Origin of the sequence: Enterobacter cloacae complex sp. IR5450 (assembly GCF_049238665.1) — a bacterium.
GTDB lineage: Bacteria > Pseudomonadota > Gammaproteobacteria > Enterobacterales > Enterobacteriaceae > Enterobacter > Enterobacter hormaechei_C.
On the sequence record NZ_JBMKIC010000037.1, the window covers coordinates 20,265 to 46,271 of the forward strand.

Below are 26,007 nucleotides of genomic sequence, written 5' to 3' on the forward strand. Positions count from 1 at the left end.
GTGAATGCCGGGGCGAGGCGCGGGGATGCGCCGAGAGGGCGGGTCGCCAGGGTGGTGGCGACTGAGCCACCCTGGCACGTTCACCGGTCATGTCGTGACAGAGTAACAAGGAACATAAAGTGAACGGAATGACCACCAGAGCCGTATGTTCCCCCTCACCCCAGCCCTCTCCCTCAAGGGAGAGGGGGCCGTCTGTGCAGGCATTATTTTGTGGGGATCCCTCACCCCACAGGGAGAGGGAGAAATGGGACTACTTCTTCATCTGCGACAAAATCGTCCGACACTGATTCGCTTCGCCTTCTGACGGCGAAATCAACGCCAGCAGCGCCGCCGCAGGGGTGACCAGCGTAGCGAGCGCGGCGGCGACCGCACCACGCGCAATCAGCGGCCCGGCCTTCACGCCCGCCTGCGGATCTTTGAAGGTTCCGCGAACGTACAGCGGCGAGCGCAGGGTGATGATACGAATGCCTTTACTTTCCGGATCGATGGTTAAATCGAGCTGCTCGGACGCCATGCTGGCGGTACCGGTGACGTTGATAACCGCGTTTTCCGTGTCGAAGGCGAAGATCTGCGGACGCGCCACGCCGTTGACCAGATCCAGATTTGCCGCCGCGCAGTTAACGCGTACTTCGTCGTCACCGAAGATTTGCCCGATGATAAAGTTCCCGACGTTCAGCCCCAGGATCTCCATCAGGTTACGGCTCACCAGCCCGTCGTTCATCAGCAGTTTCAGGTTGCCGTTTCCGCTGCCCAGCAGCGCCGCTACGGAGTTACCCGTGCCGCGAATATCCGCGTCGCCGTTCATCTCACCGAGGGTTTTCTGCATCAGTTCCACGTCCGGCATCAGCTCTTTCAGCTTCAGCCGACGCGCCTGGATCTCCGCCCTTCCCTGCATCGGCTTTTTATCCCCCTCCAGGTGGATATTCGATGAAATGGTTCCCCCGGCCATGCCAAACTTCAGCGGTTGCAGGCGCAGGTCGGCGTTTTTCAGGATGATATGGGTCGAGAGGTTGCTCAGCGGCAGCGTGCTGCCATGCTCGATTTTACGTCCTTTGAAGCGCACATCCGCATCCATCACGTCCCATTTGTCGGTTTCGAAGCGGTCATAGGGCAGCACTTTACCCGCAGGCTGAACGTCCTTTTTAACCTCTTTAGACTTCGTGCCTTTGCCCGAATCTACGCCAATCAGCGGACCAAGATCGGCCAGACGCAGCTGGCGGGATTCAACGTCCCCCTCCAGTTTCGGGCGCGGTTTACCGGTAGTGTAGGTCAGCGTGCCGTGGATATCGCTGTCGCCGATGCGGCCGTTGAATCCACGGTAGTCAAAGACGGACGATTTTTCGGTGTTGATTTTGGCAACCAGGTGCCCGTCCGTTTCAAACGGCGGAGTATCCGGCAGCAGTACGCCGGTGAGATCGTACAGTTCCCCCAGCGAATCACCGGCAAACTTAAGCTGGAGGTCGACGCCGCCCATGTTCATCGGGTCGTTAACCGTGCCCACGAACGCCACGCGGGTATTGCCGGAGCGAAAATCCGCCTGCACCGGGAACGGCGTGCCCTCGCTCCTGAGCGCCAGCATGCCGCCGATTTTGCCTTTACCGGTGAGCGGCTGGCCGTTGTAGCGCCCTTTCGCCGTCAGGCCAAAGACGTAATCGCCCGCTTTGCTGTCATCGCCTTTGGCTTTGCTGCCCGTTACTTCGCTAAACGGCAGCGGCTTGCCCAGCGGATCGACGAGGATCTCCACGTCAGCCTTACTCATTTTATCGTCAATGGCGATCCGCCCCCGATCGAACAGAATATTGTCGAGGCGGAAAGACCACGAAGAGGGCTGCGCATTCTGATCTTTATCGCCGCTGCTGGCGAGCTCGAACGTCCAGTTGTTGTTTTTCTCTGACAGGCGAATCAGCCGCGCGTCGGGCTGCTGGAGTTTGATCCACGGCAGATACACCGTTTTGGTTAACAGGGCTAACGGCGCCAGCGTGGCTTCCACTCGCGGCAGGTGGATCATGGTTACTTCGGGGATGTCGGGCGGGTTACCGAGAATAATATCGTCGGCATGAACGTGCGGCCAGGGCACCCAGCTCCGCCAGCCAGTTTCCTCTTTCTGGCGCTCCCACACGACGCCCAAATCGCCACGTATTGCGAAGGGGCGGTTCAGCTCGGTTGAGACTTTCTGGTTGATGGTCGGTTTGAGGCGGTTCCAGTCAAACGTGGCGATAATGATGATTAAGACCACGATCAGCAACAAGAAAATCCCTGCTGTCCAGGAAATCACCCTGGTTGTTTTTGTCATTGTTGTCCCCTTTCCTGATGAACTTGCCTCTAAAACTATAGTTCAGACAAAGGGAAGCGGGCAGATCAGAGGCTGGTTATCACCTTTTCCAGGGTATCCATGGGGACAGGACGAGAGAGGAAATAACCCTGTGCCGCCGCTGCCGGGGAATTTTGCACGTCGCGCCACTCCTCCAGCGTTTCTACGCCTTCCACAATGACGCCCTGGCAATAGCGGTTCATCAGTTGCAGGAGCATCGTAAACAGGTTCCGTCCCTCCGGCGTCTGGCGCAGCATGATAAACAGATCGCGGGCCACTTTGATGTAGTCATAACGCACTTCGCTCAGGGCGGAGAAGTTGGCCATACCGGTACCGAAATCATCCAGCCACAGCGGGCCAAACTCACACATCGAGGCAAACGAGGAGTCCTGCGGCAGCTGAACATGTTCCACCAGCTCGAAGCGCATCCACGGCAAGGTAGCAATCAGCGCCTGCAACGTCGCATTCTGACGTAACGCCATCAGGGTGGGGCCATCCACGTTCACCGACGCCAGAATACCGTGCTGCTCGAAGAACGCCTGCTTCGTCGCCAGCATTCTCAGCTGCTCTTCCAGCACGTCGATACGCTGACGCACGGCAACCTCCGCAAAATAGCGGTCCGGTGCAATACGCTGTGAAGGATTCGATGGATGAGTGACGACCGTTAACACCTCAATCGCCATTAACCGACCGTCGGTACGGTAGATGGGCTGATAGGTGTACGCTCGCTCACATTGCAGCCAGTAGCGATGCTCCTGCAAGTTCTCAATACTTGCCTCAGGCGTAGTGCTCAGCCGCTGGATAACCTGCTCTGACTTCATTTCGGATGTCCTGTTGTATGGGATAGCCTTTCTGGACTCGTCACTGAGTTATCGGCCCGCCAGGTGAGAACTTTATGTTCAATTCACCGGGAAAATGAAATTAAGATGACAGAAATATGCCGGAATACGCGCTGGCTCAAAAAAAATAATGGAACGTCGTTTTAATATAGTTGACCATAAAAAACACACAGCGCACACTACCCTTAATTACTTTGTTCAGGTTCACGACTATGTCTAAAAAAATTGCCGTGATTGGCGAATGCATGATTGAGCTGTCCCAGAAAGGCGCGGAAGTCAGCCGCGGTTTTGGTGGCGATACATTGAACACCTCCGTTTACATTGCCCGTCAGGTCTCCCCCGACGCGCTGAGCGTGAGCTACGTTACCGCGCTGGGAACGGACAGCTTCAGCCAGCAGATGCTGGAAGCCTGGCAGGGTGAAAACGTTGGGACCTCGCTGATCCAGCGAATGGAAAACCGCCTGCCGGGTTTGTACTACATCGAAACCGACAGCACCGGCGAGCGCACCTTCTATTACTGGCGTAATGAAGCGGCCGCCAAATTCTGGCTGGAAAGCGAGGCCGCCGCTGCCATTTGCGAAGAACTGGCGACCTTCGATTATCTCTACCTGAGCGGGATCAGCCTGGCGATCCTGAGCCAGGAGAGCCGTGAAAAGCTGCTGTCACTGCTGCGCGAATGCCGTGCCAATGGCGGTAAGGTGATTTTCGATAACAACTACCGTCCACGTTTGTGGGCCAGCCGCGAAGAGACGCAGCAGGTCTACCAGCAGATGCTCGAATGCACCGATATCGCCTTCCTGACGCTGGATGATGAAGATGCTCTGTGGGGCGAAAAACCGGTTGATGAGGTCATCGCCCGGACGCAGGCTGCCGGGGTCAGCGAAGTGGTGATCAAGCGTGGGGCGGAGTCTTGCCTGGTGGCGGTTGCAGGTGAAGCCGTGACAGAGGTCCCGGCGGTGAAGCTGGCGAAAGAGAAAGTGATCGATACCACTGCGGCGGGAGATTCTTTCAGCGCGGGGTATCTGGCGGTACGTCTGACGGGAGGTACGCCGGAAGCGGCGGCGCAGCGCGGTCATTTAACGGCCAGCACGGTGATTCAGTATCGCGGAGCGATTATTCCGCGCGAGGCGATGCCTGCTTAAGGACTGGGCGGGCTGATGCCCTCACCCTAACCCTCTCCCACAGGGAGAGGGGACGCAGGGCTTACTGGCCCTGCGGAATATCGCTCGCATCCTGATGTAAATCATCGGCTGCCGTTTGCGCTGGCTGCGGCGCCGTCGCCATGATGGCGTTCCAGGTGGCCTTCAACTCTTTCATGTCATATTCCGGCTCACCTTTCGGCTGTAACAGAATCAACGCCATATCCTGCGACAACTGCTGGCGCAGATCCTGATTCAGCATCTCCACGGTCAGACCGTTCAGGAAGTCCTGACGCAGTTTCTGATACTGCTCCGGCGCGATATCCACCACCTGATTCTGCAAGGAGCGAATGCGCTGGCTGATTAAGATATCGGTATCGGCGCGGGCATAGGTGGCGAACAGTTTCTGCAATTCAAGGGATTTCTGCGCCACCAGCGCGTTAAACTCCTCTTCAGACAGGCCCTCTTTACGCACTTTAGCCAGCTCTTTCGCCACCACGCCGAGATTGGCATTGAGCTTATCGCCCGGCGATTCCACGTTAATGGCGCACTGGGCGCGCTGGAACAGCACACGGCAGTCAAAGCCCAGGCCAATATCTTTCACGTTGTTCTTGCTGAGCGTCTGCTGAACGTGCCAGAACAGCGCTTCACGCGCGAGATCCGCACGCCAGTAACGCAGCAGCGCAGAAGACTCGCGGATCGGCTGCCAGGCCGTATCCCACATCATTGAAAGACGATCCTGACGCACGGTATCCGTCATGATGCTGACCGTCTCAGGACGCAGCGGGGACAAGGTAGGAACAGGGGCAGGCGTTTCACGCTTCCCTTTCAGATCGCCAAAGGCTTTGTTGATCTGCTCTATCACCGCACGGCTGTCCACGTTGCCCACTACAATGAGGGTCATGGCATCCGGGGTGTACCACTGCTGGTAGAAAGATTTCACCTGCTCTGCATCCACCGGCTGTTTCAGCGGTTCTGCCGGGTCGTGGCCAAGCAGCGTGGACCCTTTCAGGCGGTAGCGCCACCAGCCTTCTTTGGTATCCGTCGGCCAGGTCGCCACCATGTCGCTGTTGCTCAACGCATAGTTTACGGTCTCAGGCGTAATCGCCAGTTTGCCGGTGGCATCGGATAGATAGGTAAGCGCTTCTTTAAGCAGATCGTTACGGTTGTTGGGCAGGCTCAGGTTAAACATGGTGTAGTCATAAGAAACCACAGCCGGGGGCAGCGGCCGTTTCGGATCGATGGCCTGTTGCCATAAAGAACGCACCTGAACCGCCTGCAAACTGCCGCTCTGGGTGAGCGCCAGTCGAGGAATAAAGTGGCTTAAGCCGGTCTGCTGGGTGCTTTCAGTGAGGGAGCCGGTATTCACAGAAAGACGGATTTCAATGCGATCGCTCGGACGTTGCGGAGTGGATAATACCTGCCACTGGAAACCGTTCGCCAGTGTTCCCTGTTGCCAGGCCGGGTCTGGCTGGAGCGCATCTGCCTGCACATAACTGGCTGCTGCCATCATCAGCAAACCGCCGGTTAAGAGTCGAATTTTTGTGCCCTGCATGTGAACCCCTGATCAACATTCCTGGTTAAAGAGAGTGTCTCGCGACGTGAGCACTCAAAGATGACGATGAAAACCTTCCGATTAGACAGCGTGTTCGGCTAAACGTCACGGGCGGAAGTGAAATATACCCAAAAAAAATCTTGTCGAATTATGACAGGTATGAACGGTTATTATGCGCAGGTGCCCGCATCCCCACAAGGGAATACGGGCATTTATGAGGGATTAAGAGGATAAACCGGGGGTTTTGTCCTCAGATGTGCGGTTATTCAGCGTATCGTTAAGCTTCTTGTGATCCAGCTCTTTCACCCACTTCGCCACCACAATCGTCGCCACGCCATTGCCGACCAGGTTGGTTAACGCACGGGCTTCAGACATAAAGCGGTCAATACCGAGGATCAGGGCCAGGCCCGCCACCGGCAGATGGCCCACCGCCGAAATGGTGGCCGCCAGCACGATAAATCCGCTGCCCGTTACGCCCGCCGCACCTTTTGAAGAGAGCAGAAGCACCACCAGCAGCGTAATCTGATGGAAGATATCCATGTGGCTGTTAGTGGCCTGGGCAATAAAGACCGCCGCCATCGTCAGGTATATCGAGGTGCCATCCAGGTTAAAAGAGTAGCCCGTAGGAATAACCAGCCCCACCACTGACTTACGGCAGCCCAGCTTTTCCATTTTATCGAGCATACGCGGCAGCGCGGACTCCGAAGAGGATGTGCCGAGGACAATCAGCAGCTCTTCACGAATGTAACGAATAAATTTGAAGATGCTGAAGCCGGTCGCACGGGCGATGGAGCCGAGCACCACCACCACAAACAGAATACAGGTGATGTAGAAGCAGACGATCAGCTGGCCCAGCTGTACCAGCGTGCCGACGCCGTATTTCCCGATGGTGAAGGCCATCGCGCCAAAGGCGCCAATCGGGGCCAGACGCATAATCATGTTGATGATGCCGAAGATAACCTGCGAGAAGCTTTCAATGACGTTAAAAATCAGCTGGCCTTTGCTGCCAAGACGGTGCAGGGCAAAGCCAAACAGCACGGCAAACAGCAGTACCTGGAGGATGTTTCCGCTGGCGAACGCGCCAATCACGCTGCTCGGGATCACGTCCAGCAGGAAGGCAACAATCCCCTGATCTTTCGCCTGTTCAGCGTAAACCGCCACCGCTTTCGCATCCAGCGTGGCCGGGTCAACGTTCATGCCCGCGCCAGGCTGTACCACGTTGACAATAATCAGGCCGATAATCAGCGCGATGGTACTGACAATCTCGAAGTACAGCAGGGCAACCGCCCCCGTACGCCCGACCGCCTTCATGCTTTCCATGCCAGCGATACCGGTCACCACGGTACAGAAAATGACCGGCGCGATGATCATTTTGATGAGCTTAACGAACGCGTCGCCAAGCGGTTTCATCTGCGCGCCCAGCTCCGGGTAGTAGTGACCGAGCAGAATACCGATGGCGATGGCTGTCAGGACCTGGAAGTAAAGACTTTTGAAGAGTGAGGTTTTCATAGGGTGTCCCTGGAAAGAAAAACTACAGGCTTTGTAAGGTTATGGTTAACCTGCGGCTTTAAAATAACACCCACATAACAGGACAGAAATAAACGGGGTTCAAATTTGAAACACAAATGTTAAGAACTTTGAGCTGGCTCGCACAAGCCAGCAACAAAATTACACTTTTGCGTTATTGCCAGCGTCGGCGAGATAGCGTTGCTCAAAGATATCCGTCGGTACGGCGCGATCAAACAGGAAGCCCTGTCCGCTCTCTACGCCCGCCGCAGCCAGCCACTCACGCTGGGCGTCGGTTTCAATACCCTCGGCAATGACGTGCAGATTCAGGCTGTGCGCCATCTGAATAATGGCCTGCACCAGGCTGCAAACTTCCGGCAGCCCTTCCACAAAGGTTTTGTCGATTTTCAGGACGTCCACCGGCAACGTTTTCATGTGCTGGAGCTGACGCAGGCCGGAATACCCCATACCGAAATCGTCCAGCGCAATGCGGATCCCGGCATTACGCAGCGGTTTCAGGATGGCGACAGCGTCGTCAGGATTATCGATACAACGGTTCTCGGTGACTTCCAGGATCAACGTGTGGGGCTGGATGCGGTAGCGATGGATCAACTCAAGCATCTCCGGCACCATGGTCGGGTGCATCAGCTGTAGCGCAGAGAGATTCACCGACAGCGGCAGCGTGATGCCCCGTTGTTGCCAGGCCGCAAGCTGGCGGCAAGACTCTTCCAGCACCCAGTAGCCGACGGTGACCATCAGGCCGCAGGACTCGATACGTTCGATCATCCCTTCAGGCAGCTCCCACGTGCCGTCCGGCTGTTGCATACGCAGCAACGCTTCGGCGCTGGTCACTTCACCCGTGCGCAAATTGACCTGCGGCTGTAGCCAGAGCGCAAACTGGCGATTGTCCATCGCCGTCAGAATGTCGCTCTCTTCCGTCAGGCGCTGCTGGGCTTTTTCCATCTGCTCCGGATCAAAGAACTGGATCTGGTTTTTCCCTTTCCGCCGCGCGGTGAACGCGGCCGAGAAAGCCCGACGATAAAGCTGCTCGGCGGTCAGCCCCCCGGAGTACATCGCAATACCGATGCTGGCGCTCGGGCGAAGCTGGATACCCTGAATGGGCAGCCGCTCATTAATGACAGTGAGTACTTGCTGACCTAGCGTAATGGCGTGCCACGGCTCTTTAACACCGTTCGCGATCACCACCAGGTCATAGCCGCTGACCTGGGTGAGCACCATGCGCGGCGCCAGAACGGATTTCACCTTTTCCACCAGCGTCAGTAACAGCATTTCGCGCTGGCTCTCTTTCAGCACGCCCGCCGTGTCCTGCAAGGTTTCGCAGGCAATCACCATCAGCGCGGTGGTCTGCTGGCGGGCGACGGTCTGCTCCAGCAAGGCCATTAAAAACGCTTTGTTTGGCAGATCAGATACCGGAAAACGGGTGGCGTTGCTACTGAGCTCTTCCTGCTGACGCAGGACACGCTGCTGGTTGATATTGTAACTGCGGACCAGCATGCCAATTTCATCGTCGTGATGCAGGCGCGGCAACGGAAGCTGATGCCCCATGTGCTCCTGTGGAGAGAGGTCGTTCAGCTCCCGGGCTATGCGGCGCAACGGATGCACAATTAACCGGTTGATACACCACGTCAGCGCCACGCTCAGCATTAATGTCAAAAGTAAGTAAGTGGTCACTAATGTAGCAACCCAACTCATGACGAATTTATACATGCGGTACGAGTCGGCCTGTAGCACCAGGTAGGCCAGCGGTTGCGGGTTAGCCGGTCTTTCCAGGGAGTAGAGAGGCAGGGAAATTTGCACCGGCAGTTCAAACAGGCGCATCACCATCATCGGGACGGAACGCTCCGGGATAAAGCTCATCCGCAGCGCCTGGAACTGGTTCGGCAGTACAACATCCGCGCGGCTCACGATACCAGCGGGCTGAATGCGCTTCAGGATGGATTCCGCCTCGGGGATATCCCCTTTCAGGATCGAGGCTGACAGGGGTTCCCGCACCGAGCGGGCAATACTTTCCAGTTGCGAAGCCGTGTTGTAGCGATTCTGCTGTACGGAGTGAAACAGCAAAATGACGCAGAAGATGAAGACAAACAGCATTGTGACGGCAGACACCATCGCCATCTGTTTGATCGTTAAGGAACGGCTGACACGCAAAATGACTCTCCACAAAACTCGAAGCGCAGGGCGCACCAGGGTGTAAACCTGGTGCGTCCGAGTATACCCGATAGCTGCACTTTTAAGAGAGACTTACAATTAGATTAAGTAAAAATCCGATCACCAGTCTGCATAAGGCACCAGCGGTTCCGGTGGTAAGTCCATATCACCCTGCCAGCCCGCGGCAGAATACCGAACGTAGAACAGCGCATGGCTCGGGGTATAGTCTTTTGCTTCCTGAATATCGACGCCCAGACCGACAAACCAGTTGGACGTCACGCGGCGTTCAACAATCGCCCTTGCGGTATAACCCGTGCCTGACGAGCTACTTCCGGTTTCCATCACACCTTTATCGGTATAACGGCCTGGCTCATTGTCCGGGATCAGCCCCTGTAACGGATAACGCATCACATCTTTTGTTTTTGAATGAGACCAGGAGACGGAGCCGCCCAGCTCCCATGACCAGTTCTCTGTGCGTTTACGCCAGTTCACCGGTAAGGCGAACGACACATACTCCTGGGGACTGTAGTAACCGCCCTGGCCCAGCGAATAGCCACTTAAATCCTTATCGTAATGCCAGAGCATGTTGGACACGCCCACCGTCAGGCGTTCGTTGTTCTGATTGATGAGCTTGTAGTAATAGCCGGTCATCCAGCGGACGCGCCAGTTATCTTCGACATTCTTCCCGGTGAGGCTGTCGGCACTCAGGCTTGACCAGATACCGTTAGCTTCGCCTTTGTCGTAGCTCATGCTCACGCCGCCACCGGTGGCACGCACGCCGCCCCAGGTGGTGTCGGTATTGGGATCTTTTTGCCCGGCGAAGGCCAGCACCGAGCTGGAAATCGGACGGCGATGAGCGTTCAGGGTGTAGCCAATCGGCCCTAAATCGTTGCTGTAGCTCAGGCTGCCCACCACATCGACCACGTCGAAGCCCATCGGCGTTGTACCGATATCCCACGCCCAGGTTTTGTTCTGCCAGCCGACGGCCACGCTGGCGCCGTTGGCCGACTGGTTCGTGCTGCCGTGACATGGCGTTTCGGCACAGGTACCCCATGTCGGATCGTAAGTTCCGTTATCGGTGTCAAAGGAACCGGCGTTCATATTGACCAGATCGCTACGGAAGAACATACGTCCATCCGACAGCGGCGCATCAACCTGGAGCATGGTGGTGTGCGCTTTCAGGTCGGAATAGCCTCCCGTGCCGCTGGAGCCCCAGTAGTCGTGTTGCAGCGTGACGTTCAGATCCTGCTGACGATAAAGATCGCCTGCATCGCTGCGCACGCCGCGCTTCAGCCAGTCATCTTTCTCATCATTACGCGTGAGTCGCGTAAAGCTGTCGTTATCGGTGGGACGGGTCGTTGTGATGCCCGATGAGACCATCGCATCTTTCCAGGTGTCCAGCGCCTGCTGAGGCTGACCATTTTGTGCCTGGAAACGGGCGGCATCGCGCATCACCAGCGCACTTTCCATCGAAGGCGGCTGCGATTTGGCCTGCGGAAGAATGGCGTTGAAGGTCTTTTCTGCCGCGGCAGGATCACCCAGTCCGGCCTGCGCCATGGCAAGCCGGCGCTGCATATTGATGGAGAGCGGTTCGCCGTTCTGTGCCGCGGGCAGTTTCGCCAGCGCCGCGCGCGCCGCGTCCTTGTTGCCCTGGGCAAGAGAGACCTCGGTCAGGCCGAGGATCGCGTCTTCGTTCTGCGGTTCGCGTTGCAGAATGGTGTTGTAGGCGGTTTTCGCGGCCTCATGATCGCCCCGCTGTTCAGCCCAGTCCGCCAGCGTCAGGTCGATACGGGTGGAAGGAGGCTGCTGACGAAGCAACGTTTCCGCCTCCTGCTCTTTTCCACTGTCGCGCAGGCGGTTGGCGGTTTCCAGCACTTGATTACTTTGCAGGCGGTCCGCCAGCGCCTGAATGTTGCCGTTCCACTTGTCGCGCGGCAGCGTGTTCAGATGCGCCAGCGCCGCCCGGTCCTGATCGTTATCGGACAGGTACAGCCCGCTGGCGTAAACCTGATCCGGATCGCCCGGTTTCTGACTTGCCAGCTGACGCATCAGGTTATCCGCCTGGCTGCGCTGACTCGCGCTATACAGATCGCGTGACAGTCGGTAGGTGATCCACACGTCGCCCGGGGAAAGCGCAAGGCGGCGGCGCTGAATTTCTGCGGCCTGCGCATATTTCCCCTCGCTTTCCAGCTGTTCAGCCTGGGCTGACAGCTGCTCGTTCGTCAGGCTACGTTCAATATCATCAATGCTGCGGCGCTGGCTGGCAGAGAGCGACTGAATAAACTGCGTCGCCTTCTCCGGAGACTGCGCGCGATAAATATTGGCGAGACCGCGCACCGCGTTGCTGTTGCCGCTGTCCATCCGCAACGCCTGGCGGTAATAGCGTTCGGCCGCGTCGTTATCTTTGCGCGCCGCCGCCGCATCACCGAGCCCCAGAACCGCGTAGCTGTCAGTATTGTCGATATTGCGCGCCTGCTGGTAATAGCGTTCGGCCTGGGCCGTATTGTTGGCTTTCAGGGCGTTATCCCCCTGCTGGATCAGCAGCCAGTATCGGTTGACCTTCAGCAGGCTGTCCCATTTGCCCCGGTTATCACTCTGCGGATCGAGGGCGATCGCCTTTTCAAACTGCGCAACCGCACGCGCGCGATCGCCTTTCTGAGAATAGGCCTGCCCCAGAGCGCCTACGGCTTCACTGTCAGCGTGGTTGGCGCTGACTGCTTTTTGCAACTCCGTTACCGCTTTACTGCCCTGCCCGGCATCCACTGCGGCTAACCCTTCGGCTTTGGCGCGGAACGCCGGATCGGCGAGCTGTTTTTGCTGTGCTTCAAGCTGGGTGCGCGCCGCCGTCACGTTATCGCCATCGCTGAATACGCTCAGGTATTGTTGCAGCGCGGTGACGCTGGCGCTGCTGACCGGCTGATCTTTGATCTGCTGGTACCACATGTCCGACGCCTGACTGCGGCCATTATTCGATTTGGCCATCTCCTGCAACACCGCGAACCCTTCATCACGCCGTCCGCTCTGGAACAGAAGCTGTGCCAGCGAGGACTGTAGCGGGACGTTGCCCGGACTGCTGGCGTTTATTTTCTTAAGCTGATTAATGGCCAGGTTGCGGCGGGCTGGCTCTTTCGCCACCACGTTCCAGTACTCCGTCGCGATGTCGCCGCTGGGCGGCTTACCGTCAAACAGTTTGTCATACGCGGCAATGGCTTCCTGCGTGTGCCCGGTGGTGGCAAGCAGGCGAGCCTGCTGGAGGGCCTGGCGACCATCCGGCGTGGAGAGCAGCATGGTAGTACGGGAGGACTGGTAGGCACTGGAATCGGGTGCCATTCCTTTCAGGCGATCCAGCTCTTTTTGCGCGCCCGCCGTATCGCCCTGTCGTAACAGGTAGCGGAAGCGCGCGGCAATCACGTCCGGGTTGTTGGGATCGATCAGCTCAAGGCGATAGAGCGACTGGCGCACTAAATCCTCACGCTGGGTGGATTCCCCCAGACGGACCTGTTCCAGCAGCTGTCTCTGCTGCGGGGAGTTGGCGGCCTGGGCCAGGGGCATTAGCGCCAGGCCAAGCGATAAGGTGAGTAGATTCAGTGTGAACGTGCGCATTCCTGGCCCCAATCCGGTAGTAATTCACCTTGCATGGTGAAACGAAAACGATGCTGATCCCACCCTTGTCCAAAGAGGGTCAGAACGTAGCTGTAATAAGCATTGTTATCGGGAAAACGATCGGCGACGTGCTGGCGTTGCACCGCCTGCGCGTCCCGGTTTTGTAAAAACGGAAGGAGAGAGGCAGAAAACCCTACCGGCCCATCTCCGGTGCGTTTCCCGGTTGCTACATCCACTTTCTCCGGCGGCAAGCCTTGTTTGATCGTGGTGGTCGCCATGGGCTTGAAACGCGCCAGTAGCCGGGCTTTCTGCGGATCGTTATCGTTCATCATCCCTACCCACAGATAGACGCGAATCGCATCGTAGCTGCCGATCAGGGATGCATCCTGCGACAGCTGCCAGCCGCCCTTTTTTTGGTATTTCACCCAGTTCGGGGAAAATCCTTTAGGCGCGGTCTCCAGCAGCAGACGCAGGTTAGTTTCACGGAGCGTCGTCCACGGCGCGCCAAAACGAGTGAAATAGCTCGCAAGCTGCGGCGGCAGGTAGCTGGGGTTAAAGCGCCAGACACTCTCTTCGGCAAAACCGACTTTACCCGGCAGCAGCATAGAACCCAGCCCCGGCACCTTCACCACTTCCTCACTGGCAATGCGCGTCAACAGCGCCTTACCCGTGCGCGTGTAATCGGGATTTTTCCACAGCCGCCCGGCTTCCAGCAGCGACCAGGCAATCCAGATATCGGCATCAGACGCGGAGTTAGGGTCGATAACCGCCCAGGTTTCGTCGTCCTTTTTTCCCCACAGCCAGGCCGGGAGATGTTGGGCTAAATCTCCCTCGGCAAGGTTATCGCGCGTCCATGCCAGCAGCAGATCGAACGCCTTGCGATCGTTTGCCGCGAGGGCAAAGAACAGCCCGTAGCTTTGCCCTTCGGAGGTGGTGATTTTGCGCGCGTCACTGGGATCAATGACCCGCCCACTTTCGCTAATATAATCCTGCTTGAACGTCTCCCAGGCAGGCCAGCGACAGGCGGCGTGAAGATTCGCCGCCGCCAGCATCAACGCTGCGACTACACACCCGCGAAAGATTTTCATCACCGCTTACTCATGGTCCGGGTTAAGACGACGACGGCTGATGATTCGCAGCAGACGCCACAGTACCCACGCCAGCAATACGACGCTGAGCGCAGCCAGCACGGCCAGCAGCACCGGGTGGTTAGACAGGGCGTACCACAGGCGTTCGAACCACGGAAGATGACCGACGTAGTAGACATCCCCCACGCGCAGGCTGTTTACCCCCGACTCACGGATCACCGAGACGGAACCGAACATTGCTGCCCGTTTACCGCTGTCGTTCATGGCCGTGTTGAGCAGCTCATAGCCGCGTGGGCTGTCCGCCAGCAGGGCGATAACGCTGCGCTGGTCGTTATACGGCGACTGGAAGCCGACAATCGCGGCCATCGGACCCGTTGAACTTACGGTCGTCCTGATATTGGCCTGACGATCGCCGCTGTCCGGCATGATGCTCGGGAACTCGGTCTGACGCAGCGGCGTGTTGACCCATGACTGAGCCGCCTGCACCAGCAGATCGACGCGCTTCTCGTCTTTCAGCTTGTCCGGAATGTTGCCGATGACCATGATATCGGCATCTTTGTTCTGGATCTGACTACCGTCATCCGTCACCGTCACGTTGATAGCCGGCAAGCCGGTTTGCGCCCCAACGGTGCCCATGGTGTCCAGCAGCGTGGCAACCTGACCTTCGTTGGCCGCTTTTGGCATCACGACAATCGATTCAGAGAGATCAGCCATGCGGCTGAACGGGAAGCTGGCGTTAGCAAAGGCACGCAGATCCGGCATCGCGATAAAGTGGTAATACTTCGAGAAGTCGATCGTGGAATCATCGCCAATCACCACGTGGTTTTGCACCGGCTGGAAGGTAATACAGTTTTCCACCGATCCACCCGGCATGGGGTTCATATACTGGAAGTTAAACCGCAGCTGGTTCACCGCACCGAGCTTCAGCGCCGGGATCGACACATCGGTTTTGCCGTCCAGCAGCCCCTGCAATACAGGCAGACGAAGCATCAACCGGTTTGTCTCCTGGCTGCTGGTCAGGCTGAACGATTGCAGGAACTGGTTGTTGAGGCTGATATCCATGCGCGAGCTGTCTTTGGTTGCCGGCGCGGTGTAACGGTAGTTCAGGTTGATATCAATGCCGTTGGTGCGCAGCAGATAGAGATCCGGCGGCAGGTTCAGCGACAGGCTGACAGGAGAAGGTTCAAGCCCGGTTGACTGCAATTGCTCTTCATAGGTTTTCAGCTCGCCAAAGGTGATTGCCCGGTCGGTACGTACCCAGTTCGGCGCATCATAAGGCTTACGCGCCAGCAGCGGTTTCACCTCATCCACCACAACGCTGTTACCGCGGAACAGGATATTTCCCTGCGCAATGCCCTTCGCCGCCTGCACCAGATCTTTGTCATCACGGCCGAAGATCACCAGCAGCTTCACGTACGGATTGTCCGGATGGCTGATCATCTCGATGGTGGGTGCTTTCACCTCCGGATGGTCACGCAGGAATGCCGGGCGTTTGGCGTTGGTGGCAAACACAATCGCGTTTTTGTCTGGCATTTTGTCGTACATGACCGGGAAACTTTGACCACGCCAGCCGGAGCGGGAACCAAACCAGGATGCCACGATAGAGGCCGCCAGCTGTTCGGTCACATCCGGCGAGCCGGCAAAGACCATCGGCAGGTTCAGCGGACGGTTATCACGCGGGTCGAAGAACGGCACCGGGAAGGCGGAGAGATCGTTTTTCAACGCCAGCGGCTGATAGGTCATCTGAAGCGAAGAGTTACGCCCGACATCCAGCCACAGGGTGCTGCTGGCCGGGTTTTCACAGACATCGCGGTAGTGGCCGACAAACTCCAGACGCACGCGGTTAAAGTCGGTGATAAACAGCGGGTTAATCGGCACCTGAGCCAGGGTTTTCTTACCCAGTTGCTCTTTGGTGACGGGCAGGACGTCCATCAGCTCGTCATTCAGATAGACCTTAAGCTGGGACTGCACCGGCAGCAACGACGGCGATGGGGTGTATTCCAGGTTGAGCACCGCTTTCGACACGACTTCATCACTGCGCATACCGAATTCGATACCGCCATTTGGGTTGATGCCGCGCAGAACCATACTGCCCGGAGGAGGCGCGATCTGGGCAAACGTCAGCTTAACGTCACGCGACGGCGTATTTTCGGCAACCACCGGCGCACTGGCTCCCGGCACGCCAGGCATGACCTGCCCAACCACCGGGTTGTCGCCGGGCAGCGTATTCCCCGTCGTCGGCTGATTCGGGACAACGTTCTCCGTCTGCCCCGGCGCGGCCGTCACAACCGGATCGGTCGCTTGCGCGACGACAGGCACCGTTGGCGCGGGCGTGGTCGCTGCGTTATCAGGCGCCGCGTTAGCCACTGTTGCAGGGAGCGCACTCATCCCCATTGCCACTGCACATAACCAGGAAAGTTTTGTTTTCATCGCGTTATCATCATTGTTGAGCCATAACCGGGTCCGCCTGCTTCGCTTCATCTCGCTCAGGTCGACGCGGAATGAACGACACGACCCAGGAAACCAGTGAAGTAAGTGACCGGAAAATTAATTTCACCGACGACGGGGCAAATTCTGCAAGGTGACGATAGCCACGGAACCCCAGCTTAAGAATATCCAGCAGGCTTTCCAGAGGCTTATCCTCAGGGAAGCTGTCCTGCCAGAGAGCCCACGTATCCGCGCGGGCAAACGTACACTGCACAAAATCAATGTGTTGTTTTTTGGTCAGCGGCATCAGTTGCAGACCCACTTCATTTCCTCTCACACGCACCACCTGCGTCGGGAAGACATACTCCTGCTGGCCGCGCTTAAGCAGTAGGTTGACCTTCTGCCCCTCCAGCACCTTCGCCTGACCGTTGATCTTGATACCCAGACCGCCATCCGAAAAGTCATGTACGGTACAGGAGAAGAGATGTCCATCGTCGCGGGCAATGGCCGCTGGCATGCTGATTTCGACGCGATGCGCGCGGCGAACCTGCTTGCTCTCCACCGATACCGCCACCGCGCCACCGAGGATAATCAGGTTATAAAACACCCACGCCATACTCACGAAGACCGTCAGAATTTCGTTTTCCGGGCCGTAGAAGTAGCGCCAGATCCCAACAATCACGCCCACAATATTCAGCAGCACCAGGAAGATATAGGGCCGGGAGATCACCCAGTCGACATACTCCTCTTCCACCAGCCCGCCCTTCGCGGTGACGTTGAATTTCCCTTTATGCGGGTTAATCAGCGCCACCATGGTTGGCGGCGCGATGTACCAGGCCAGCACCGTTTCGTAAATTTCACTCCAGAAGGAGTGCCGATATTTCCCCTGAATCTTCGAGTTCGTCAGGCTGGCGTGGATCATGTGCGGCAGAACGAACAGGGCAATCATCAGCGCAGGCGCATAGATGATGTAAGCGTGAAGGAGCAGGAACGCCAGCGGCGCTGTGAGAAAGATAAGCCGTGGAATACCCGACAGGAAGTGGAACATGGCGTTGACGTAGCACAGCCGTTGCGCCAGCTTCAGCCCTTTACCCATCAGCGGGTTATCGAGCCTGAAAATTTGCACCATGCCGCGGGCCCAGCGAATACGCTGGCCGATGTGCGCCGACAGGGATTCCGTGGCCAACCCCGCCGCCTGAGGAATACGCATGTAGGCGGAGGTATAGCCAAGACGGTGCAGACGCAGCGAGGTGTGCGCATCTTCCGTGACCGTCTCGACGGCGATCCCGCCAATTTCATCCAGCGGTTTCCGGCGGATCACCGCACAGGAGCCGCAGAAGAACGTGGCGTCCCACATGTCGTTCCCGTCCTGCACCAGGCCATAGAACAGCGTGCCCTCGTTCGGGGTTTTACGAAAACGACCGAGGTTACGTTCAAACGGGTCCGGTGAGAAGAAGTGGTGCGGCGTCTGCATCATCGCAAGCTCTTTCTCCTTCAGGAACCAGCCCATGGTCATTTGCAGGAACGAGCGCGTTGGCACGTGGTCGCAGTCGAAAATAGAGACGAATTCCCCTTTGGCATATTTCAGCGCATTGTTGATGTTACCGGCTTTCGCGTGTTCATGCGTGGTACGGGCGATGTACTCTACCCCCACTTCGTCCGCGAACTGGCGGAACTCGGCGCGGCCACCGTCATCGAGGATCCAGATTTTGATTTTATCCTTCGGCCAGTCGATACCCAGCGCGGCGTAAATGGTGTTTTTTACCACCGACAGGTCTTCGTTGTAGGTCGGCACGAAGAGGTCCACCGTAGGCCACTGGGTCGTGTCTTTTGGCAGCGGCACCGGCTGTCGATTCAGCGGCCAGATAACCTGGAAGTAACCCAGCACCAGCACGATCCAGGCGTAAGTCTCAGCAAACAGCAGCACTAAGCCGCACACCAGGCTGACCGGATCGTCCCAGTTCAGCGTTGAGGTATATCGCCACCAGATGTAGCGGCAGGAAACGGTCAGCGATAGCACAATCAGCATCAGGGCAGAAAAACGCCCTGGTATGCGCCGCACCAGCAGCGCCACGCCCCACAGCAGGATCAGGAAGGTGAACTGCGCCAGCGGGTTGAAAGGCTGGGTAATACAGACCAGCGCAAGAATCAGCGAGAACACCACAACCACGCCGAGAATAAAACGCCGCAAGCCCGGGTGTAGGTGCCCGAGCTCTTTTTGGTTATCTAAATGACCCGTTTTGTCGCCCACCGGTCGGGTAGCCGGTCAAGCCACTGGTGGTAGTGTTCACGCAGGTTCTGCACACGATCGAAGCTGCGCCAGCGGGACGTTTTTTTCTCCGCGCCCGTTGAGGTCGTCAGTAGCCAGATGGACTGAATAGCGTAGCGCGCGGGATCCAGCGGACGCGGCTTGTCAGGGTTGATATGCGGATAGAGTTCACCGTGGCGCGCGCGAATGCGTTGCCAGCGGGGATGCTCGAGGGGGATGAACATCCACGCCAGAATCATCCACAAACAGCCCAGCGCTGCGCTCAGCGACGAGGCGCCGTGATGACGGTAATGGCGGTAGCGTTCACTTAAGCGCGAACTGACCGGCGGAATGAGCAGCCAGTTAGTCAGGCGGCTCATACTGAACTCCCGGCAGGCTCCGGCCGTTTAGCAAAGTGCAGCAGACACCAGTTGGCCAGCGTCAGGATCTCTTCCGCCGCCAGTGAATCGCTACGGTACTCCCCGAGGGGTTGTTTGGACGCGAGGCACTCCGCCATCGCTTCGTCACGATGGATCACCATCGGCAACAGGCGGCGCTGACTCTGGAGCCAGACCTGGTAGAGATCGTCCTGGATCTGGCTGCCAATGCGCAGATCGTTGATCAGAATATGGGCATTGGCAGGCATCGGCTGCTGATGCAGACGGATATGACAATTCGCATCTACGTTCGCGATGGAGAGCACATGGTCGCACTGCGCCAGCAGCTGGCGGGTCAGCGACGCGGCACCGTGCGGCAGGTCCAGCAGGATCCACTGATAGTGCCCGCTCTCTTTCAGGCTCTGCAATGCGGTGATGAAGCGAGAGAACAGGCGCTGGTACGCGGCTTCATTCCCGCGCTCGGTTTCGGTCAATTGACCAAAGGGAAGCAAATCGAGCTGGGAGGTATAACGCAAACCCGCATCCCGCCAGTCTTTATCGTCCAGAAGCGCACGTCCCCAGCCGTTTGCATGCGTAAAGTCGACATTGAATGACATGCGCAGCAAATTATCGGAACAGGCATCAATGACCAGTACCGATTCACCTAATACCTGCAATGACCACGCCAGCGCCGCGGTAACGGAAGTTGTACCCACCCCACCACGGACGCCCTGTAATCCTAGTACAGCCATCAATGGCTTCCTTATTGTTGTTGGGCAAACTCAGCTAATAACGGCCAACGTTTAATAGCCGCCGCCAACTGTTCCCGCTGGGAAATATCGGTGTAATCTATTTCAGGCAAAGAAAAAGCCTGCGTGAGTGCCAAAAAATCGTTCTGGAATGTGTAACCCAGACTTGAGTCGACTGGGGTTGCGGGTTCGTTATTTTGCATTCTTTTTTCATCCCTTTGAGTAAAATCATAAGATTCAGATGCAGCGAGGCGTCCTGCCCACTAAATTTCATTTACATGCTAAATCTGATGTTCTTTAATTTCAATGTTAGGTTTATTTCTACGCTTTCGCTAGTAAACTGAGAGACATAGAAATTCGACGAAAAGAGGGACACCGTGGACTCCATATTTTCTATTGGCATCCAGTCATTATGGGACGAATTGCGCCACATGCCAGTCGGAGGAGTCTGGTGGGTTAATACGGATCGTAATGAAGATGCCATCAGTCTGGTAAACCAGACGATAGCGGCGCAGGGGAAGGATTCCCGCGTGGCCATAATTACGATGGGCGAAGAGCCGAAGTCAATCATCAGGCTCGACAGTGACCGTGGACCCCAGACAGTACGATTATTTTCCATGCCTGCGGAGGCTGACAGTCTATACTTTTTACCCCGCGATATTCAGTGTTCTATTGTTCCTGAACACTATTTACTGATTCTAAAATGCTCTAATAACGGCCTGCAAAATATCCCCTCTGAAAAACTGCTGAAATGGCTGGAAAAAATCAACAGATGGGCAAAAAATCAAAATTGCACCTTATTGGTTGTTAACCCAGGCAGTAATAATGACAAGCTTTTTTCACTTTTAATGAGTGAATACCGTTCTCTCTATGGCCTGGCCAGTATTCGTGTCCAGACCGACAGCCATCTTTACGACGTGGCTTTCTGGTGCAATGAAAAAGGGGTGAGCTCCCGACAACAACTTACCCTCAAACATGTCGGGGATGAGTGGCATCTTGCTCAACAGGAAGAGACGATAGTTCAGCCACGCAGTGATGAAAAACGCGTTCTGAGTCATATTGCGGTACTGGAAGGTGCGCCTGCACTGTCTGAGCACTGGTCACTGTTCGATACCAATGAAGCCTTATTTGATGAGGCGCGCACCACGCAGGCGGCGACCATTATTTTCTCGTTGATCCAGAATAACCAAATCGAAACGCTGGCAAGGCACATTCACACATTACGTCGCCAGCGCGGCAGCGCGTTAAAAATTGTGGTGCGTGAAAATAATACCAGCCTGCGCGCCACCGATGAGCGCTTATTACTGGGCTGCGGCGCGAATATGGTCATCCCGTGGAATGCTCCCCTGTCGCGCTGTCTGACGCTGATCGAAAGCATCCAGGGCCAGCAGTTTAATCGACATGTTCCGGAAGATATCAGCACCCTGCTTTCAATGACGCAGCCGATGAAACTGCGCGGCTACCAGAAATGGGACACCTTCTGCGATGCGGTGGGCAACATGATGAGCAATACGCTGTTACCGGCAGACGGAAAAGGGGTGATGGTTGCCCTGCGCCCCGTGCCGGGTATTCGCGTTGAGCAGGCGCTTACTCTGTGCCGCCCTAACCGTATCGGGGATATCATGACCATTGGCGATAACCGCCTGGTGCTGTTCCTCTCCTTCTGCCGGGTGAACGATCTGGATACGGCGCTTAACCATATCTTCCCGCTTCCTACCGGGGATATCTTCTCGAACCGCATGGTCTGGTTTGAAGATAATTTGATCAGCGCTGAGCTTGTCCAGATGCGTGCCCTGGCTCCTGAAAAGTGGGCGAAACCGTTGCCTGTGACAAGCGGTGCCAAACCGGTTCTGAACGCGAAACATGACGGGCATGTCTGGCGTCGGGTACCTGAGCCGCTACGCTTACTGGATGAGAACAAGGAGAGCGCGCCATTATGAATATCAGCGATATCATCCAACTGGTTGTTCTGTGCGCGCTGATTTTTTTGCCGCTTGGCTACTATGCACGCCATTCCCTGCGCCGTATTCGCGATGCGGTCAGATTACTGTTCGTCAAACCTCGCTATATTAAACCCGCCGGAACACTGAGTCGCGCTCCGAACGTCAAGGCAAACCGAAAACATGACTAATTCTACCTATACCTCTTCAGCGCCATCGCCACTCTGGCAATACTGGCGCGGCCTGTCCGGCTGGAATTTCTACTTTCTGGTGAAGTTTGGTCTGCTGTGGGCAGGCTATCTTAATTTCCACCCTCTGCTTAACCTGGTGTTTATGGCATTCCTGCTGATGCCAATCCCGAACCTCAGGCTGCACCGTATACGTCACTGGGTCGCTATCCCCATCAGTTTCGCCCTGTTCTGGCATGATACCTGGCTGCCCGGCCCTGAAAGCATCATGAGCCAGGGCTCCCAGGTCGCAGGTTTCAGTGCGGACTATATGCTCGATCTGGTTGAGCGCTTTATTAACTGGCAGATGATTGGCGCGGTATTTGTCCTGCTGGTCGCCTGGCTGTTCCTGTCTCAGTGGATCCGGGTGACGGTGTTTGTCGTCGCGATTATGATCTGGCTTAACGTCCTGACGCTGACGGGCCCGAGCTTCTCGCTGTGGCCAGCCGGTCAGCCGACGACAACCGTGACCACCACGGGCGGTTCCGCCGCCGCGACCGTCGCGACAGCAGGGGATACGCCTGTGGTTGGGGATATTCCAGCGCAGACTGCACCGCCGACATCCACGAACCTGAACGCGTGGCTCTCCAGTTTTTACGCTGCGGAAGATAAGCGTCAGACGAAATTCCCGGACGCGCTGCCTGCCGATGCTCAGCCGTTTGAGCTGCTGGTCATTAACATCTGTTCTCTGTCCTGGGCTGACGTTGACGCGGCTGGTTTGATGTCGCACCCGCTGTGGTCGCATTTCGATATTCAGTTCAAGGACTTCAACTCGGCCACGTCGTACAGCGGCCCGGCGGCTATCCGCCTGCTGCGCGCCAGCTGCGGACAGCCTTCGCATAAGAACCTCTACCAGCCGGCAGCTAACCAGTGTTATCTGTTTGATAACCTGGCAAAACTGGGCTTTACCCAGCACCTGATGATGGGTCATAACGGTCAGTTCGGTAACTTCCTGAAAGAAGTACGTGAACAGGGTGGCATGCAGGCCCCGCTGATGGACCAGAAAGGGCTGCCGGTTACGTTGCTGGGCTTTGATGGCTCGCCGGTGTATGACGATACCGCCGTGCTTCAGCGCTGGTTAGATACCGTCGGCAAAGAGGAAGGGACACGTAGTGCGACGTTCTATAACACGCTGCCGCTGCACGACGGGAACCATTATCCCGGCGTGAGTAAAACGGCCGATTATAAGGCCCGTGCGCAGAAGTTCTTTGACGAGCTGAACGCGTTCTTCAACGAGCTGGAAAAATCAGGCCGCAAAGTGATGGTGGTGATAGTACCGGAACATGGGGGAGCGTTGAAAGGCGACAGGATGCAGGTGTCTGGTCTGCGCGATATCCCAAGCCCGTCCATCACTAACGTTCCGGCCGGGATTAAGTTCTTTGGCATGAAGGCGCCGCATCAGGGAGCTCCAGTTGAGATCACCCAGCCAAGCAGCTATCTGGCTATCTCGGAACTGGTCGCTCGCGCAGTAGACGGTAAGCTGTTTGTGGAAGATAGCGTGAACTGGGATCAGCTCACCAGCGGGCTGCCGCAGACGGCGGAGGTATCGGAAAACGCCAATGCGGTGGTGATCCAGTATCAGAATAAGCCTTATGTCCGACTGAATGCCGGGGATTGGGTGCCGTATCCGCAGTGATGAGCTGCTACACCCTCTCCCCTGTGGGGAGAGGGTTACTCTGCACTTCGTAACGAAATTTCACCGCCCACCCAGGGCTTAATCACACCATCCTGTTCAAGAAGCAACGCACCCTGCGCGTCAATGCCGCGTGATGTGCCGTAAATCTCTTTATCCCCAATCAGCAGCTTCACCGGTCGGTTAATAAAGTTATCCAGCTTTTCCCAGCGGGACAGGAATGGCGCTAACCCCTCCTGTTCAAAGAGCGTCAGCGAACTACGCAACTCATTGATCATGCGGACGGCAAGCGTATTGCGATCGATGGTGATCCCCGCTTCCTGTAGGTTGGTCCAGGCCTGGTTCACGACATCGTTCTGCACGTTTCGCATCACCATGTTCAGCCCCGCTCCAATAACGATCTGTGCGGCATCGCCTGTTTTTCCCGTCAGTTCGACCAGGATCCCCGCCAGCTTCCGATCGTTGAGATACAGATCGTTGGGCCATTTTACCCGCACCTGATCGGCACCCAGATCGTGCAGCACCTCTGCCATCACAATGCCGATGACCAGGCTCAGCCCGATGGCCGCAGCTGGCCCCTGTTCAAGCCTCCAGTACATGGAAAGGTAGAGGTTGGCGCCAAATGGTGAGAACCACTTACGCCCCCGGCGGCCACGTCCTGCCTGTTGGTACTCGGCAACGCAGGCATCACCGGATTTCAGCTCGCTCAGGCGATCCAGCAGATACTGGTTCGTCGAATCAATGACCGGCAATACCGCGACGTTACCGTGCCCAATCTGGCTGCGGATGATCTCTTCATTCAGTAACTGGATCGGTTCCGGCAGGCTGTAGCCTTTTCCCGGCACCGTAAACACATCCACGCCCCAGTCGCGGAGCGTTTGAATATGTTTATTGATGGCAGCGCGGCTCATGCCCAGCTGTTCGCCCAGCTGCTCGCCAGAATGAAACTCGCCATCAGCAAGGATACCGATGAGAGTTAACGGAATAGTATTGTCCTTCACGCAATGGTCTCCACGGCATTCACTTCGCCCGTTCGGCCAATAAAGCGAACTTCAGGCTCCAGCCAGACGTTGAATTTTTCGCCCACGCGCTGACGAACATGGTGCGCCAGGTTGACGACATCCTCACTTGTCGCGTTGGACTGGTTGATCAGTACCAGCGCCTGCTGACGATGAACAGCAGCGCCACCAAGAGTAGTACCTTTTAATTCACACTGATCGATAAGCCAGCCTGCGGCCAGCTTCACGCTGCCATCCGCCTGAGGATAATGCGGGGCCGTTGGCCAGCCAGCGAGAAATGCTTTTGCATTTTCGCTGCTGATCACCGGGTTTTTGAAGAAACTGCCCGCATTTCCGTTGACTTTCGGGTCCGGGAGCTTGGTCATGCGCATGTGGCATACGGAATCAAATACCTCACGCGGTGTGACGGTAGCCGGGTCAAGACGGGTCAGATCGCCGTAAGTCAGAACGGGTTTCCAGGCTTTCGCCAGGCGCAGACCAACGGCCACAATGACGAAACGATCCTGATAATCGTGCTTGAAAATGCTGTCGCGATAACCAAAGCGGCACTGCTCTGCGGTCAGGCGCTTCGCCGTTCCGGTCGCGAGTTCGATGCAATCGACATATTCGCAGACGTGTTTCAGTTCGATGCCGTAGGCACCGATGTTTTGAATAGGAGATGATCCTGCACAGCCCGGGATCAGGGCCAGGTTTTCCAGTCCGGGCATCCCTTTTTCAAGGGTATATTGCACCAGATGGTGCCAGTTCTCGCCAGCACCCACGTGTAAATGCCAGCTTTCAGCGCTCTCTTTACACTCAATCCCCATGATGCGATTGACGATTACCGTCCCCGCAAAATCATCGAGAAACAGGACATTACTTCCTTCGCCCAGAATAAGTACGGGTTCACCGTTTCCTGTTGCGTTTTGCCATGCATTCAGCAACTGCTGAGCACTTTCGGCACGTACAATTTGATTAGCATTCCGTTGAATACCAAAGGTATTCCAGGGCTTAAGGGAGTGATTCATAGACGCTATCCTGATGCAAAAACCGGGATAGTTTACCGTATATATGGGGGGATAGGTGATTTGTTTATGGAAAGGAAGCAGGTGTAGAAACGCAAAAAGGCCATCCTTGCGGATGGCCTCTTCACTTGTTTGATGCCTGGCAGTTCCCTACTCTCACATGGGGAGACCCC

Annotated in this window: 16 protein-coding genes and 1 pseudogene; 4 read left to right on the forward strand and 13 right to left on the reverse strand. The window is 56.6% G+C overall.

Annotation, left to right across the window (positions count from 1 at the left end; translation table 11 throughout):
* Positions 1 to 250: 250 nt before the first annotated feature.
* Together ACOTYB_RS21095 and pdeH are read right to left on the reverse strand one after the other, a co-directional pair.
* The gene (locus ACOTYB_RS21095; protein WP_199129617.1) at positions 251 to 2,293 is read right to left on the reverse strand and encodes an AsmA family protein; all 2,043 of its coding nucleotides are present in this window, start codon (positions 2,291 to 2,293) and stop codon (positions 251 to 253) included.
* Between the two features lie 65 nt (positions 2,294 to 2,358).
* Positions 2,359 to 3,132: a cyclic-guanylate-specific phosphodiesterase gene (pdeH, locus tag ACOTYB_RS21100; RefSeq protein WP_003861193.1), complete on the reverse strand. Its 774-nt coding sequence runs from the start codon at positions 3,130 to 3,132 to the stop codon at positions 2,359 to 2,361.
* Positions 3,133 to 3,362: 230 nt separating this feature from the next.
* Here pdeH and ACOTYB_RS21105 point away from each other — a divergent pair, with 230 nt between their 5' ends.
* Positions 3,363 to 4,292 (forward strand): sugar kinase, encoded by a 930-nt coding sequence (locus ACOTYB_RS21105; protein WP_003861191.1) that lies wholly within the window; start codon positions 3,363 to 3,365, stop codon positions 4,290 to 4,292.
* Positions 4,293 to 4,353: 61 nt separating this feature from the next.
* Here the strand turns inward: ACOTYB_RS21105 and ACOTYB_RS21110 are convergent, their stop codons facing one another.
* From ACOTYB_RS21110 to bcsR, 9 genes and pseudogenes are all read right to left on the reverse strand, one after another.
* The gene (locus tag ACOTYB_RS21110; protein WP_003861190.1) at positions 4,354 to 5,844 is read right to left on the reverse strand and encodes a M16 family metallopeptidase; all 1,491 of its coding nucleotides are present in this window, start codon (positions 5,842 to 5,844) and stop codon (positions 4,354 to 4,356) included.
* 222 nt (positions 5,845 to 6,066) lie between these two features.
* Positions 6,067 to 7,353 (reverse strand): C4-dicarboxylate transporter DctC, encoded by a 1,287-nt coding sequence (gene dctA, locus ACOTYB_RS21115; protein ID WP_015571524.1) that lies wholly within the window; start codon positions 7,351 to 7,353, stop codon positions 6,067 to 6,069.
* Positions 7,354 to 7,512: 159 nt separating this feature from the next.
* Positions 7,513 to 9,519, reverse strand: coding sequence for a biofilm formation regulator HmsP (gene hmsP / locus ACOTYB_RS21120; RefSeq protein WP_220153423.1), 2,007 nt, complete (start codon positions 9,517 to 9,519; stop codon positions 7,513 to 7,515).
* Positions 9,520 to 9,639: 120 nt separating this feature from the next.
* Entirely contained in the window at positions 9,640 to 13,122 is a 3,483-nt protein-coding gene (bcsC, locus tag ACOTYB_RS21125; protein ID WP_220317104.1) for a cellulose synthase complex outer membrane protein BcsC, read from the reverse strand.
* Positions 13,104 to 14,210, reverse strand: a complete 1,107-nt coding sequence (gene bcsZ / locus ACOTYB_RS21130) for a cellulose synthase complex periplasmic endoglucanase BcsZ (RefSeq protein ID WP_220153893.1) — start codon at positions 14,208 to 14,210, stop codon at positions 13,104 to 13,106. The genes bcsC and bcsZ overlap by 19 nt, the downstream gene beginning before the upstream one ends.
* A gap of 6 nt (positions 14,211 to 14,216) precedes the next feature.
* Positions 14,217 to 16,640 (reverse strand): cellulose biosynthesis cyclic di-GMP-binding regulatory protein BcsB, encoded by a 2,424-nt coding sequence (bcsB, locus tag ACOTYB_RS21135; RefSeq protein WP_071787994.1) that lies wholly within the window; start codon positions 16,638 to 16,640, stop codon positions 14,217 to 14,219.
* A gap of 10 nt (positions 16,641 to 16,650) precedes the next feature.
* Positions 16,651 to 19,265 (reverse strand): annotated as a pseudogene (bcsA, locus tag ACOTYB_RS21140) (UDP-forming cellulose synthase catalytic subunit).
* Positions 19,262 to 20,014, reverse strand: coding sequence for a cellulose biosynthesis protein BcsQ (gene bcsQ, locus ACOTYB_RS21145; protein ID WP_003861177.1), 753 nt, complete (start codon positions 20,012 to 20,014; stop codon positions 19,262 to 19,264). Before bcsQ ends, bcsA begins: the two are co-directional and overlap by 4 nt.
* Positions 20,015 to 20,025: 11 nt before the next feature.
* A complete protein-coding gene (bcsR, locus tag ACOTYB_RS21150; RefSeq protein ID WP_003861175.1) occupies positions 20,026 to 20,214 on the reverse strand; it encodes a cellulose biosynthesis protein BcsR in 189 nt (62 codons plus the stop codon).
* Between the two features lie 174 nt (positions 20,215 to 20,388).
* On the opposite strand from bcsR, the gene bcsE reads away from it, so the two are divergent.
* From bcsE to bcsG, 3 genes are read left to right on the forward strand one after another with little or no spacing between them, the layout of a single operon-like run.
* A complete protein-coding gene (bcsE, locus tag ACOTYB_RS21155) occupies positions 20,389 to 21,951 on the forward strand; it encodes a cellulose biosynthesis c-di-GMP-binding protein BcsE (protein ID WP_023315006.1) in 1,563 nt (520 codons plus the stop codon).
* Entirely contained in the window at positions 21,948 to 22,142 is a 195-nt protein-coding gene (gene bcsF, locus ACOTYB_RS21160; RefSeq protein ID WP_220153424.1) for a cellulose biosynthesis protein BcsF, read from the forward strand. Before bcsE ends, bcsF begins: the two co-directional genes overlap by 4 nt.
* Positions 22,135 to 23,814, forward strand: a complete 1,680-nt coding sequence (gene bcsG / locus ACOTYB_RS21165; protein ID WP_220317105.1) for a cellulose biosynthesis protein BcsG — start codon at positions 22,135 to 22,137, stop codon at positions 23,812 to 23,814. The genes bcsF and bcsG overlap by 8 nt, the downstream gene beginning before the upstream one ends.
* A 35-nt stretch (positions 23,815 to 23,849) precedes the next feature.
* Here the strand turns inward: bcsG and birA are convergent, their stop codons facing one another.
* The gene (birA, locus tag ACOTYB_RS21170; RefSeq protein ID WP_003861169.1) at positions 23,850 to 24,812 is read right to left on the reverse strand and encodes a bifunctional biotin--[acetyl-CoA-carboxylase] ligase/biotin operon repressor BirA; all 963 of its coding nucleotides are present in this window, start codon (positions 24,810 to 24,812) and stop codon (positions 23,850 to 23,852) included.
* Positions 24,809 to 25,837, reverse strand: coding sequence for a UDP-N-acetylmuramate dehydrogenase (gene murB, locus ACOTYB_RS21175; RefSeq protein WP_022652019.1), 1,029 nt, complete (start codon positions 25,835 to 25,837; stop codon positions 24,809 to 24,811). Before murB ends, birA begins: the two co-directional genes overlap by 4 nt.
* Positions 25,838 to 26,007 lie beyond the last annotated feature (170 nt).

Excerpts from the sequence above, each read along its gene's own strand:
- ACOTYB_RS21095 (WP_199129617.1), bottom strand. The coding sequence starts at position 2,293 with ATGACAAAAACAACCAGGGTGATTTCCTGGACAGCAGGGATTTTCTTG.
- pdeH (WP_003861193.1), bottom strand. The coding sequence starts at position 3,132 with ATGAAGTCAGAGCAGGTTATCCAGCGGCTGAGCACTACGCCTGAGGCA.
- ACOTYB_RS21105 (WP_003861191.1), top strand. The coding sequence starts at position 3,363 with ATGTCTAAAAAAATTGCCGTGATTGGCGAATGCATGATTGAGCTGTCC.
- ACOTYB_RS21110 (WP_003861190.1), bottom strand. The coding sequence starts at position 5,844 with ATGCAGGGCACAAAAATTCGACTCTTAACCGGCGGTTTGCTGATGATG.
- dctA (WP_015571524.1), bottom strand. The coding sequence starts at position 7,353 with ATGAAAACCTCACTCTTCAAAAGTCTTTACTTCCAGGTCCTGACAGCC.
- bcsC (WP_220317104.1), bottom strand. The coding sequence starts at position 13,122 with ATGCGCACGTTCACACTGAATCTACTCACCTTATCGCTTGGCCTGGCG.
- bcsZ (WP_220153893.1), bottom strand. The coding sequence starts at position 14,210 with ATGAAAATCTTTCGCGGGTGTGTAGTCGCAGCGTTGATGCTGGCGGCG.
- bcsB (WP_071787994.1), bottom strand. The coding sequence starts at position 16,640 with ATGAAAACAAAACTTTCCTGGTTATGTGCAGTGGCAATGGGGATGAGT.
- bcsQ (WP_003861177.1), bottom strand. The coding sequence starts at position 20,014 with ATGGCTGTACTAGGATTACAGGGCGTCCGTGGTGGGGTGGGTACAACT.
- bcsR (WP_003861175.1), bottom strand. The coding sequence starts at position 20,214 with ATGCAAAATAACGAACCCGCAACCCCAGTCGACTCAAGTCTGGGTTAC.
- bcsF (WP_220153424.1), top strand. The coding sequence starts at position 21,948 with ATGAATATCAGCGATATCATCCAACTGGTTGTTCTGTGCGCGCTGATT.
- bcsG (WP_220317105.1), top strand. The coding sequence starts at position 22,135 with ATGACTAATTCTACCTATACCTCTTCAGCGCCATCGCCACTCTGGCAA.
- murB (WP_022652019.1), bottom strand. The coding sequence starts at position 25,837 with ATGAATCACTCCCTTAAGCCCTGGAATACCTTTGGTATTCAACGGAAT.